Origin of the sequence: Corynebacterium sp. LK28 (assembly GCF_014335105.1) — a bacterium.
GTDB lineage: Bacteria > Actinomycetota > Actinomycetes > Mycobacteriales > Mycobacteriaceae > Corynebacterium > Corynebacterium macclintockiae.
On record NZ_PDGZ01000004.1, the window covers coordinates 32,461 to 45,521 of the forward strand.

General features: G+C 58.6%; 11 protein-coding genes. 9 read left to right on the forward strand and 2 right to left on the reverse strand.

What is annotated here, in order from left to right; translation table 11 throughout:
* Positions 1–125 precede the first annotated feature (125 nt).
* The 4 genes from ykgO (at position 126) to nrdE (ending at position 3,704) form a co-directional block, all read left to right on the forward strand.
* Entirely contained in the window at positions 126–248 is a 123-nt protein-coding gene (gene ykgO / locus CRD15_RS01750) for a type B 50S ribosomal protein L36 (RefSeq protein WP_005511141.1), read from the forward strand.
* 409 nt (positions 249–657) lie between these two features.
* Positions 658–888 (forward strand): glutaredoxin-like protein NrdH, encoded by a 231-nt coding sequence (nrdH, locus tag CRD15_RS01755; protein ID WP_034969565.1) that lies wholly within the window; start codon positions 658–660, stop codon positions 886–888.
* 74 nt (positions 889–962) lie between these two features.
* A complete protein-coding gene (nrdI, locus tag CRD15_RS01760) occupies positions 963–1,406 on the forward strand; it encodes a class Ib ribonucleoside-diphosphate reductase assembly flavoprotein NrdI (RefSeq protein WP_035001572.1) in 444 nt (147 codons plus the stop codon).
* A 135-nt stretch (positions 1,407–1,541) separates the two neighbouring features.
* Positions 1,542–3,704, forward strand: a complete 2,163-nt coding sequence (nrdE, locus tag CRD15_RS01765; protein ID WP_035007877.1) for a class 1b ribonucleoside-diphosphate reductase subunit alpha — start codon at positions 1,542–1,544, stop codon at positions 3,702–3,704.
* A gap of 60 nt (positions 3,705–3,764) precedes the next feature.
* On the opposite strand, the gene CRD15_RS01770 is transcribed toward nrdE, so the two are convergent.
* A complete protein-coding gene (locus CRD15_RS01770) occupies positions 3,765–4,253 on the reverse strand; it encodes a ferritin (RefSeq protein ID WP_034993291.1) in 489 nt (162 codons plus the stop codon).
* 341 nt (positions 4,254–4,594) lie between these two features.
* Here CRD15_RS01770 and nrdF point away from each other — a divergent pair, with 341 nt between their 5' ends.
* The 3 genes from nrdF to serB all read left to right on the forward strand — a co-directional run bounded on the left by nrdF (position 4,595) and on the right by serB (position 9,820).
* On the forward strand, positions 4,595–5,590 hold the full coding sequence (gene nrdF, locus CRD15_RS01775; RefSeq protein ID WP_034975901.1) for a class 1b ribonucleoside-diphosphate reductase subunit beta: 996 nt from the start codon (positions 4,595–4,597) through the stop codon (positions 5,588–5,590).
* A gap of 262 nt (positions 5,591–5,852) precedes the next feature.
* Positions 5,853–7,550, forward strand: a complete 1,698-nt coding sequence (gene ctaD, locus CRD15_RS01780) for a cytochrome c oxidase subunit I (RefSeq protein WP_034969547.1) — start codon at positions 5,853–5,855, stop codon at positions 7,548–7,550.
* Between the two features lie 842 nt (positions 7,551–8,392).
* A complete protein-coding gene (serB, locus tag CRD15_RS01785; RefSeq protein ID WP_187401763.1) occupies positions 8,393–9,820 on the forward strand; it encodes a phosphoserine phosphatase SerB in 1,428 nt (475 codons plus the stop codon).
* 107 nt (positions 9,821–9,927) lie between these two features.
* On the opposite strand, the gene CRD15_RS01790 is transcribed toward serB, so the two are convergent.
* Positions 9,928–11,499: an AMP-binding protein gene (locus CRD15_RS01790; RefSeq protein WP_034981107.1), complete on the reverse strand. Its 1,572-nt coding sequence runs from the start codon at positions 11,497–11,499 to the stop codon at positions 9,928–9,930.
* 324 nt (positions 11,500–11,823) lie between these two features.
* Here CRD15_RS01790 and CRD15_RS01795 point away from each other — a divergent pair, with 324 nt between their 5' ends.
* A complete protein-coding gene (locus tag CRD15_RS01795) occupies positions 11,824–12,369 on the forward strand; it encodes a hypothetical protein (RefSeq protein ID WP_187401764.1) in 546 nt (181 codons plus the stop codon).
* 16 nt (positions 12,370–12,385) lie between these two features.
* Complete coding sequence (locus tag CRD15_RS01800; protein WP_187401765.1) at positions 12,386–12,964, forward strand: sigma-70 family RNA polymerase sigma factor; 579 nt, start codon at positions 12,386–12,388, stop codon at positions 12,962–12,964.
* Positions 12,965–13,061 lie beyond the last annotated feature (97 nt).

The window sequence follows — 13,061 nt, forward strand, 5'->3', positions numbered from 1 at the left end:
CACTCATTTGGTTTTGAGGGGCCTGGTGGGTAAACTCATCGTTTGTGTTTGTGCCGGGCGGCATGACCGGGCTTTGGCCTGGGCTGCCTGGCGATGTGAAAAGTCGATGAGGAAAGGAGCGCCCGATGAAGGTCCGTAAGTCCCTTCGGTCGCTGAAGAACAAGCCGGGCGCTCAGGTCGTTCGTCGCCGCGGTAAGGTCTACGTGATCAACAAGAAGGAACCCCGCTTCAAGGCTCGCCAGGGCTAAGAACCACAAGGTTCCACCTTCCCCCGCCGTCGCTTCGGTGCTTTGTCACCGCTGCGAGGCGGGGGATTTTTTGTCCCGAATCCCGGCTTTGAAATTACATGCATGTTTTTCATGTGGCTAGATGTAGTGGTGGGAAATTCCGCCACCTGCGAATACTCAGCTTGTAACTACTATATATGGTACTCACGCTTTCCTTGACCCCCAAAATGTTGTGTTTTAGCGGTTGTCTTACACGCGTGTGATGTGTAGTCTTAAGCAAGTCAATGAGGACAAGGTGAAACCGGGAATCCCGGATGCACCACTAGCGCCTCGCACGACAACCACCAACTAGATCAACACCGATAGTGCCCACAAAAACTATTGCCACCGGGGCCACAGTTTCAACACTTTCAGGAGAATGACAGCCGCCATGATCACCGTCTACACCAAGCCCGCCTGTGTTCAGTGCAACGCCACCAAGAAGGCCCTCGACAAGGCCGGTCTTGAGTACGAACTCGTAGACATCAGCCTCGACGATGATGCCCGCGACTACGTTATGGCGCTGGGCCACCTGCAGGCTCCCGTGGTTGTTGCCGGTGAGGATCACTGGTCTGGCTTCCGCCCGGATCGCATTCGCACCCTGGCTGTAGAGGCCGCTTAAACCCCAGTGTCACCCGACCTGCACTGTCGCAGGACGGGAAATTAATGCGCTGTCCAGTTCCCTAATGAGGCTCAATGCTGATCACGTATTTTTCCTCCACGACGGAGAACACCCACCGTTTCGTGCGCAAGCTCGGGTTGCCTTCCTGCCGCATCCCTCTCAAACGTAGTGACGCCCCACTGTTCATCGATCAACCGCATGTGTTGATAGTGCCGACATATGGTGGGGGAGCGGGGATGACGGGGGACTTCTCGCGACCGGTTCCAAAACAAGTGATCAAGTTTCTAAACGTGGAGCAAAATCGCAAGTGGCTGCGCGGAGTGATCGCCTCGGGAAACCTGAACTTCGGCTCGGACTTTGCGAAGGCAGGCGAGATCATTTCGGCCAAATGCCATGTCCCGTACCTCTATCGCTTTGAGCTGATGGGCACCGAAGAGGATGTACGCAGGGTTAGGCAAGGACTGGCGGAGTTTGAGGACTCTCTGCGTCAGGAAGGCCGGTGGGACCTTGCGAGCTGACGGATAAACGCACCACAAGTAACGAGACAAGTAACAAAAGTCACCCCGCGGTTGTCTGGGGTGCTTATTAGAATCGAAACGAACACATTAGCGCGAGCATAATTCGGCGCGAGATTTTGAGGAGAACACATACACATGACCGCCAACGAGCTTGGAAAAAAGGTCCAGGAGCCCGTTGACCAGCGCGAACAGCTGGATTACCACGCGCTCAACGCGATGTTGAACCTGTACAACGAAGCAGGGGAGATTCAGTTCGACAAGGACCGCGAGGCTGCCAACCAGTACTTCCTGCAGCACGTCAACCAGAACACGGTCTACTTCCACGATCTGGAAGAGAAGATCAAGTACCTGATCGACAACGAGTACTACGATCCCGCGGTGCTGGACCAGTACGAGTTCAGCTTCGTAAAGTCCCTGTTCAAGCAGGCCTACGCGAAGAAGTTCCGCTTCCAGTCGTTCCTGGGGGCTTACAAGTACTACACCTCTTACACTCTGAAGACCTTCGACGGTCGCCGCTACCTGGAGCGTTTCGAAGATCGCGTCTGCATGGTTGCGCTGGGCCTGGCTGCGGGGGATACCGAGTTGGCGTCCAACCTGGTCGACGAGATCATGGATGGCCGTTTCCAGCCTGCAACGCCGACCTTCCTCAACATCGGCAAGAAGCAGCGCGGCGAGCCGGTATCGTGCTTCCTCCTGCGTATCGAGGACAACATGGAGTCCATCGGCCGCTCCATCAACTCCGCGCTGCAGCTGTCCAAGCGCGGTGGCGGTGTGGCCCTGCTGCTGTCGAACGTGCGCGAGGCTGGGGCGCCGATTAAGCACATCGAAAACCAGTCCTCCGGCGTGATCCCCGTGATGAAGCTGCTAGAAGACGCCTTCAGCTACGCCAACCAGCTGGGAGCCCGCCAGGGCGCCGGCGCGGTCTACCTGCACGCTCACCACCCGGATATCCTGCGCTTCCTGGATACCAAGCGCGAGAATGCGGATGAGAAGATCCGTATTAAGACCCTGTCGCTGGGTGTGGTGATCCCGGACATCACGTTCGAGCTGGCCAAGCGCAACGACGACATGTACCTGTTCAGCCCGTACGACGTGGAGCGCGTTTACGGCAAGCCGTTCGCCGATGTTTCAATCAGCGAGCACTACGAAGAAATGGTAGAGGATCCGCGGATCCGCAAGTCCAAGATCAACGCCCGCGCCTTCTTCCAGACTCTGGCAGAGATCCAGTTCGAGTCCGGCTACCCGTACATCATGTTCGAGGACACGGTGAACAAGGCCAACCCGATCGAGGGGCGCATCACCCACTCCAACCTGTGCTCCGAGATTCTGCAGGTCTCCACCCCGTCTGAGTTCAACGCCGACCTGTCCTACAAGACCATCGGCGACGACATTTCCTGCAACCTGGGCTCCATGAACATTGCGAAGGCGGTGGACTCGGAGGACTTCTCCAAGACCATCGAGACCGCTATCCGTGGCCTGACCGCCGTGGCGGATCAGACGTCCATCGACTCGGTGCCTTCGGTTCGCCAGGGCAACGACAACTCCCACGCCATTGGCCTGGGGCAGATGAACCTGCACGGATTCCTGGGCCGCGAGCACATCCACTACGGCTCCGAGGAAGCACTGGACTTCACGAATGCTTACTTCGCGGTTGTGATGTACGAGGCACTCAAGGCCTCCAACAAGATCGCCCAGGAGCGCGGAGAGAAGTTCCACAACTTCGAAAACTCCGAGTACGCCACCGGCGAATTCTTCGACCGCTACGATCCGGCCGAGTTTGCACCGAAGACAGAGCGCGTGCGCCAAATCTTCGGCAATTCCAGCATCCAGGTGCCGACGGCACAGGACTGGCAGCAGCTGAAGGATGACGTGCAGGCCCACGGTCTGTACAACCGGAACCTGCAGGCCATCCCGCCGACGGGCTCGATCTCGTACATCAACAACTCGACGTCCTCGATTCACCCCATTGCCTCCAAGATCGAAATCCGCAAGGAAGGCAAGATCGGGCGCGTGTACTACCCGGCTCCGTACATGACGAACGAGAACCTGGAGTACTACGAGGATGCCTACGAGATCGGCTATGAGAAGATCATCGACACCTACGCAGTCGCCACGAAGTACGTGGACCAGGGCTTGTCGCTGACCTTGTTCTTCAAGGACACTGCGACCACGCGCGACATTAACCGTGCGCAGATTTACGCTTGGCGCAAGGGGATCAAGACGATCTACTACATCCGCCTACGCCAAACAGCCCTGACCGGTACGGAGGTCGAGGGCTGCGTGAGCTGCATGCTCTAAGCGAGAAAGGCCGACCGGGAGGAATCCCAGTCGGCTTTTTTGTTGGCTTCGTACTAGCTGTTAGCGGCTGCCCAGCTCTGCGTCGATGCGCAGCAGGCCAGAGCCGTCGGTGCCAACCAGCTTGATGCGGTCGATGATGCCACTGACCGTGGCCTCTTCCTCAATCTGCTCCTCCAGGAAGAAGTTCAGCAGGTTGCGGGAATCCACATCGCCCACCTCGTCGGCAGTCTTCACTAGGTCGCGGATCAAAGCGGAGACCTTGCGCTCGTGCTCCAGGGATGCCTCGAAGGCGTCCAGCGGGGTGGAGATCTTCAGAGACGGCATCTCAATCGTCTCGACATCCACGCGAGCGTCGCGATCCAGCAGGTGCTGTGCAAACTTCTGAGCGTGCACGCGCTCCTCATCCGCCTGAGCCTTCATCCAGCTGCTCATGCCGTCGAAGGAGAGGCGATCCAGCTCATAAGCCAGCTGGGTGTAGACCAGCGCGGCCTGGTGCTCTGCGGTGACCTGTTCGTTCAGTTGCTTTTGAAATTTCTCGTTGATTTCCATGCCCCTCAACGTACTAAGAGCACAACCAATCGGCTAGGTAACCCAGCCTTGCCTTATATTATCAATGCAGTTCAGAGCCTATTGTATAGTCGGTGAGGCTGTCTTTACTTAGGTTGCCCTGTAAACCAATCCTGACGTGCTCTTTAGGTAGTGACGCCCCCAGCTCCGGGCTGAAATCGGCTCCAGCGCGCGCTGAGGGCGTCATTAAGAAAGACCCCCCAAAATGGGGGTGGTGGCCGAGGGGGGGTGCGTCGCGGAAACGGGGTAACATGGGGCGAAGTGCACAAGCTGAGGGACAGCAAGAAAATCAGCACGTTCTGTGAGAAGGAGACACGTAAGCGATGAGTGCGCACGCACCCCACACTCCCGTACACCGCGTCGACGGCGATCCGGTATCCGCCATCAACTGGAACAGCATCCCAGATGACAAGGACCTGGAAGTGTGGGATCGCCTCACTGCCAACTTCTGGCTACCCGAAAAGGTGCCACTGTCCAACGACGTCCCCAGCTGGTCCACACTAAATGACATGGAGAAGCAGGCCACCATGCGTGTGTTCACCGGCCTGACCATGCTGGATACGATTCAGGGCACAGTTGGTGCAGTAAAGCTGATCGAGGATGCTGCCACTCCACACGAGGAAGCCGTCTTTACGAATATCTCCTTTATGGAGAGCGTTCACGCGAAGTCTTATTCCTCTATCTTTATGACGCTGGCCTCTACGCCTGAGATTAACGACGCCTTCCGTTGGTCCGAAGAGAATGAGAAGCTGCAAAACAAGGCAAAGATCATTCTCGACTTCTATGAGGGCGACGATCCGATGAAGAAGAAGATTGCCTCTGTGCTGCTGGAGAGCTTCCTCTTCTACTCCGGTTTCTACCTGCCGATGTACTGGTCTTCGCATGCGAAGCTGACCAACACCGCAGACATTATCCGCCTGATCATCCGCGATGAGTCTGTGCACGGTTACTACATTGGCTACAAGTACCAGCGCGCTCTGGAGAAGGAGACCCCGGAGCGCCAGGAGGAGTTGAAGGAGCACACCTTCGACCTACTGCTGGAGTTGTACGACAACGAGGCACAGTACACCGAGGATCTTTATGATGATCTCGGCTGGACAGAGGACGTCAAGCGCTTCTTGCGCTACAACGCAAACAAGGCGCTGAACAACCTGGGCTACGAAGGGCTGTTCCCGGCGGACGAGACTCGTGTGTCTCCGGCGATCCTCTCGGCTCTGAACCCGGGTGGCGACGAGAACCACGACTTCTTCTCCGGTTCTGGTTCCTCTTATGTAATAGGTAAGGCCGAGAATACGGTCGACGACGATTGGGACTTCTAAACAGCGACTTCTAAACAGCGAGGCAGCACCCCCGAAAACGTGGGTTCTGCCAAGACCGCCCCGTCCACGGCTATTGAAAAACGCGTTGACGGGATAGTATGTAAGCATTCTGTGTCTGTTTCGGAACGGTCATTGACGAGGCTGATCCAGCGGGAACAGGACAGAGGAAACATTCTTTTGGGTGGCTTGCCCAGATGATCCGCAGAATTCAGAGAGGTTCGGCGGATAGTTTAGGCAGGTCACGCGTAGTCAGGAGGAACAAATGACCGCAGTAGCGCCAAGGGAAAGCCACGAGGTTTCCCCGGCTCGGCCTGCGCCTTTCGGTGAGGTGCCGCGTGGCAACCTCGCGTGGAAGATGCTGACCACGACCGACCACAAGCTTCTGGGCATCATGTACCTAATCATGTCCTTCACCTTCTTCATGATTGGTGGCTTGATGGCCCTTCTGATCCGTATCGAGCTTTTCGAGCCGGGTCAGCAATTCCTGTCCAACGAGCAGTTCAACCAGCTGTTCACGATGCACGGCACGATCATGCTGCTGCTGTACGGCTCCCCGATGGTGTTCGGTTTCGCGAACTACATCATGCCGCTGCAGATCGGCGCGCCTGACGTGGCCTTCCCCCGTCTGAATGCCTTCGGCTTCTGGATGACCACCGCTGGTGGTGTCGTTATGCTGCTCGGCTTCCTGACTCCGGGCGGTGCCGCCGACTTCGGTTGGACGATGTACATGCCGCTGGCAGACGTTGTTCACTCTCCGGGTGTCGGCTCTGAACTGTGGATCCTGGGTGTTGGTGTTGGTGGTATCGGTACCATCGCTTCCGCTGTAAACATGATCACGACCATCCTGTGCCTCCGCGCACCGGGTATGACCATGTTCCGCATGCCGATCTTCACCTGGAACATCTTCGTTACCTCTCTGCTGGTTCTGCTGATCTTCCCGCTGCTGACCGCTGCTGCTCTGGGCGTGTTCTACGACCGCAAGCTGGGTGGCCACATTTACGACGCCGGCAACGGTGGCGCCATCCTGTGGCAGCACCTGTTCTGGTTCTTCGGCCACCCCGAGGTGTACGTCCTGGCACTGCCGTTCTTCGGTATCGTGTCTGAGGTATTCCCGGTGTTCTCCCGTAAGCCGATGTTCGGCTACGTCGGCCTGGTGTTCGCAACCCTGTCGATTGCTGCACTGTCCATGGCCGTGTGGGCGCACCACATGTTCGTGACTGGCGCCGTTATGCTGCCGTTCTTCTCCTTCATGACCTTCCTGATCGGTGTGCCGACCGGTATGAAGTTCTTCAACTGGCTGGGCACGATGTGGAAGGGTCGCCTGACCTTCGAGACCCCGATGATCTTTGCCATCGGCTTCTTCGCCACCTTCCTCTTCGGTGGTCTGACCGGTGTCATGCTGGCTTCCCCGTCTCTGGACTTCCACGTCTCGGATTCCTACTTCGTGGTTGCGCACTTCCACTACACCCTGTTCGGTACCGTGGCTTACGCTTCCTTCGCAGGCGTGTACTTCTGGTTCCCGAAGATGACGGGTCGCATGCTGGACGAGAAGCTGGGCAAGATCCACTTCTGGCTGGTCACCATCGGCTTCCACACCACGTTCCTGCTGCAGCACTGGCTGGGCAACATGGGTATGCCGCGTCGTTACGCTGACTACCTGCCGACGGACGGCTTCACCCTGTTCAACCAGATCTCCACGATCGGTGCTTTCATCCTGGCGGTCTCCATGATTCCGTTCCTGTGGAACGTCTTTAAGTCCTACCGCTACGGCGAGGTTGTGACGGTTGACGATCCGTGGGGCTACGGCAACTCCCTGGAGTGGGCTACCTCCTGCCCGCCGCCGCGCCACAACTTCACCTCGATGCCTCGCATTCGCTCCGAGCGCCCGGCGTTCGAGCTGCACCACCCGCACATGGTCAAGCGCATGCGCGACGAGGCACACGTCGGCCGCCACTTCTAGGAGCCTGCTCCTAGCGGGGCGCTTCCAGGTGCTACTCTGGACGCCCCCTCACCGCGCCACTGCCTAGCGCAGTCGCGTGGTGCCGGGCGGCTCGGTCGGTGCTTAGAGCTCTGGCCAGCTGGTGCAAATAGCAACTAAGATCCACGCCCTTAACTACGCGGGGTGTGGATTTTTGTATGTCCGGGGTCTGTGGGTCTGGGTTCCTTTCCCATGCAGTTTCCAGAACCCGTGTAGTGTCCAGTACCCATGCAGTGTCCAGAACTCATGCAGTGTCCAGATGTCGTTAGAACGGGAATCTGCGAGTGGATTTCGCCGGAAATGTCGTTAGAACGGGAATCTGCGAGTGGATTTCGCCGGAAATGTCGTTAGAACGGGAATCTGTTAAACGAACATGATCACGGATAAGTAAGAACGCAGGTCAGGGGCTCTTGGATTTTCATTAGCGAAAGTGGGCCGTTCCGGATTCCCGTTCTAGCGACACTGGCGCTATCGGGAGAGTGGAACGAAAGTGGGTGCGTGCCCTTTGGTGTGCCCGATGAGAGGTAAATGTCGTTTTTGTTGCATTTCTTTTAGTGGTAACCATTGCTAATAGGCGTTTACGCAGGTCAGGAGCTTAGGTATGGCGAGTACTGTTTTGTAGCAAACATGCTTTGCAACTTTTGCGACATTTCGGCGCGCTGGGTGCAGCTTTTGCGACATTTCGGCGCACAGGGTGCAGCTTTTGCGACATTTCGGCGCGCAGGGTGCAACTTTTGCGACATTTCGGCGCGCCAGGGGATGTACTGGATGGAGTTCGCTGGTCCGGTTATCACTTCCGGTGGGGAAGTGGGACAATATAACGCGTGACTACCTCAGATAATGCCAGCAACCCCAACTCTTCCGCCGACCAGCCAGCGGTAGCGCTGCCGCAGCCACAGCCAACTGCAACCGCTGCTGCTGCAGCGCAGCCGCAGGCACAGCCCACTGCAACCGCTGGTACAGCTGCCGCAGCAGCGAGCCCCGACCCGCACTTTGAAAGCGCCCTCGAAGACACCCTGCAGGAAGGCCTTGCTCCAAGTGTTATCACGGTCACCGGCCCTGACCGGCCGGGCGTATCGGCGGCCTTCTTCCGTGTGCTGTCCTCCTACGGAGTGCAGCTTTTAGACATTGAACAGTCAGTATTCCGTGGGAAGCTGTCTTTGGCGGCGCTGGTGGGCGTCGGACAAGAAGACCTTGAACCCCTCGGCGAAGGGCTGAAGGAAACCCTGGCTTCCTACGGCATGCGCGTCAGCGTGGAAGCGGACGACAACCTCTCCAGCACTCGTCCGCACTCCACGCACGTCATGGTGGTGCTCGGCCGACCGCTGACCGCGACCCATATCTCGCGCATTGGTCAGACCCTCGCGGATTACGGTGCAAACATCGACACCATCACCGGCATCGCAGACTACCCGGTCACTGGTCTGGAACTCAGCTTGACCGTAGCCAATCCCGCGCCCGGCGGCGGCGTGCCTTTGCGCAAGGCGCTGGCAACCCTTACGACGGAGGTTGGTGTGGATATCGCCATCGAACGCGCCGGCCTGGCCCGCCGTGCAAAGCGCCTGATCTGCTTCGATGTCGATTCGACCCTTATCCAGCACGAGGTTATCGAGATGCTGGCAGCTTACGCCGACCGCGAAGCGGAGGTAGCCGAAGTCACCGAACGCGCCATGCGCGGCGAACTGGACTTTGCTGAATCCCTGCACGAGCGCGTGAAGGCGCTGGCCGGTTTGGATGCAGCGGTGGTGGAGAATGTCGCCCGCGACATCCAACTGACCCCCGGCGCCCGCACAACTATCCGCACTCTGAAGCGCCTGGGCTACAAGACTGGCGTGGTGTCCGGCGGGTTCATTCAGGTCATCGAGCCGCTTGCCCGCGAACTGGACCTCGATTTCGCCCGCGCAAATACCCTGGAAATCGTCGATGGCAAGCTGACCGGTCGCGTTATCGGCCCAGTGATCGACCGCCAGGCAAAGGCTGAGAGCCTCAAGGAATTCGCCTGGTCGAACGGCATCAAGCTGAATCAGACGGTCGCGGTAGGCGATGGCGCTAACGACATCGACATGCTTTCGACTGCCGGCCTGGGTATCGCTTTCAACGCAAAGCCCGCGCTGAAGGCGGTCGCGGATACCTCCGTGAACTACCCGTTCCTGGATCAGGTGCTGTTTATTCTGGGTATTTCTCGCCACGAGATTGAGGACGCCGACCTGCGCGATGGTACCTACCGCCGCGTGCCCCTTGCGGGCGAGTAGTTCGGACGCCCACTTACCCAGCCCGGCAGGCTTCAGGTTGGGGTATTAGACCGACCCCGCCCCGAGCTTGCCGAGAGCCCGGCGGGATTTAGATCAGCGGGACTGAACTAGGCCTCGCGATCGCGCAGCTCGCGGCGCAGAATCTTGCCGGTGCTGGACTTCGGAATGCCCTGGACGAACTCGACGATGCGGATCTTCTTGTAGGGCGCCACGCGCTCGGCTACGAAGTCCATCACTTGTTGCTCGTTGAGGGCGGATCCGCGCTGGGCAACCACGAACGCCTTGGGTAGCTCCTCGCCATCAGAGGCGCGGTGTACGCCGACGACTGCGGCGTCTGCGATCTCCGGATGGCTGAGCAGCACGGACTCCAGCTCTGCAGGCGGAACCTGGTAGCCCTTGTACTTAATGAGCTCCTTCAGTCGGTCGACGATGTGGACGTTGCCCTCCGGATCCGCGTTGGCCAGGTCGCCGGTGCGCAGCCAACCGTCGCCCGGCAGGGCTTCGGCGGTCTGCTCTGGCTTGTTCAGGTATCCGGCCATGATCTGCGGGCCACGCACCCACAGTTCGCCGACCTCGGATACGCCTTCGCTGGGCAGTGGGACTTCCTCCAGGGTTTCCGGATCCACCAGCTTGCTTTCCGTGTTGGCACAGGGCTTGCCGATGGAACCGCGGTTGATGTCCTTGGAGACGTTAGCGTGCGCCAGTGGCGAAGTCTCGGTCATGCCGAAGCCTTGCTGCACGTGAATCCCCAGGCGGTTTTCCAGCGCTACAGCCAGATCCTCGTCCAGGGTTGCCGCACCGCTGAACACCGCGCGCATACGCGACAGGTCGTAGTTGTCCACCATCGGGTGCTTGGCCAGCTGCACGGCAATGGGTGGCGCAATCAGGGTGAAAGTTACGTTGAACTTCTGGTGGTGCTCCAGGAAGCTCTGCAGTTCGAAGCGGGGGACCACTACCAGCGTGCTGCGCTGTGCCAGGGCTAGGTTCACCAGCGCGGTCAGGCCGTAGATGTGGAAGAACGGCAGCACGGCGTAGACGATGTCGTCGCGCTGTATCAAGTTCAGGTCCTGCCCCTGCTGCACGTTAGCCACCAGTTGGCGGTGCATAAGGCGCACGCCCTTCGGTAGGCCGGTGGTGCCGGAGGAATAGGGCAGAATCGCAAGATCCTCGTCCGGGTCAATCTCCACCGCGGGTGCGGTGCGTCGCTCTGCCATGATCTGCTGCATGCCCTTGGAGGTATCCAGGTGGACGATAAAGTCCTCGTCGATGCCGGCGTCTTTGGCCCCCTGGGACGAGGCGTCCCCAAGCGCAGCAACGGTAAGTAGCATCTTCGCGCCAGAGTCCTTAATCTGCGCAGTAACGCTTTCTGGGGTAGAAAGCAGTGACAGCGGAGACGGCACCGCACCGATGCGCCACAGTCCGTAAGCGGCGACGATGAAGTTCAGGGAGTTCGGCAGGTGCAGCGCTACGACGTCGCCCTTCTTGATGCCCTTGCTGGCCAGCCAGCCCGCGGTGGATTCGATGTAGTTCTGCAGCTGCGCGAAGGTCGTTTCGGAGCCATCGGCGATGTCGATGACGGCCACGCGATCCTCTTCCTCCGTGGTGAGGTCGTGGAAGATGTAGTCGTACAGGCCGAGCGGGCTGAGTTCGATGTCCGGGCGATCGCTCTTGATGGGCATTGCGTCGGGGCTCCTATCCGTTCGCGGTTGTTCTTGGCCTCCACTCTAGCGTTCGGTTGGTGTAGTCGACGTCACTTTCTTTTCTTTTGGCTTGCTAAGCAGTTTTTTGGTAGGGGTGACCAGCCCAGTTCAGACGACATTCCTATTGAACTGCGCCCAGTTTGGGGCATAATCTTTTAATGTAATTCGTTATGCACACGCGGGAACTTCCTTCCCCTGACGCGCATTACATAACTGTCCTGAAGCGGGTTTTGCCGGCTTGGGTTGCCCCTAGCTTCAGTTCAGTTACTTGTCTTGCTAGCTCAGGTGGAAAGGAGGTGAACGATGAGTGCGACGATGAATGATTCGATCCACAACGGAGGACACATGGTGGACCCATCCGCTAGTGCAGAGGTAGACGCTCCGATTCTGCCAAACCTCGAAGAACTGTTCGGCGCGGATGCGCAGTTCGGTTCGGAGTCTGGTTTTTCGGAGGAGGAGCTCGATGCTCTGTTCAATGCGATGTTTGATGTCGCGGTGGACCCAAACACCGAAATGCCCGATGGCGATCTGATTCCAAGCTTGGACTCTTTCCCGGAGGAGTCTGACGTTGATCTGACGGATCTGGATGATTCTTCTGCGGAGTACGACGCCACCTCGGTGGATTCCGTCGACAGTGATGTCGCGGGCGACGATGCAGGGGCCGGCCTTGGTGGTTCGGGGGGCATGGAGGATCTTGATGATCTGAACAATGCCCTGGAGGACAACCTGGACGACAGCCTGGACGGTGGCCTAGACAACGAGCTCGACAATGAGCTAGACGATGCCCTGGGCGAGGACCCGGCTGACCACAGTGATTCCGACGATCTGACCGATTACAACGGTTTCTAGGGAGGGGGGATTACAAGTGTCTACGGGACTAACTAACGCTGAACGGCAAGAACTTACCCGCGATGAGGAACGCGACCTGCTGGCCAAAGCTCACGAAGGCGACCAGCAGGCTTTCGCGTGTCTAGCGCGCCAGGCCTGGGGGAGGATGTTCGCAGTCTGCCTTTCCATCACCGGCAACCGCGCGGATGCGGAGGATGCTCTGCAGAACGCGCTGACCTCCGCGTGGAAGAACATCGACAAGTTCGACGGGCGCGCCAGGTTCTCCACCTGGGCGTACCGTATCGCCTCGAACGCAGCTCTGCAGATCGTTCGTTCTCGCCGGGATGTGCCGGAGGAGGACGCGGGCGCGGACGAGGTTGCGCAGACCCCAGAGGTTGGTTCGCAGGTGACCTCCGCAATGGTTGTGCGCGAGGCTCTCGCGCAGCTGCCGGAAGATTTTCGCGAGGTGATTGTCCTTCGCGAATACACTGGCATGAGCTACCAAGATATCGCTGCCCACCAGGGGATTCCCATTCAAACGGTCAAGTCTCGCATTAATCGCGCGCGTGCGAAGCTGAAGGCTGCGTTGGTGGAGGCAGGCGTCACTAGCGCATAGACAGCGAGGCCACCACAACGGTACAGAGCCCGATAGAAAGAGCCTCACGGCCTCGAGCGATAGCTCGGGCGCGTGGGGCTCTTCGGCGCGTTAGCCG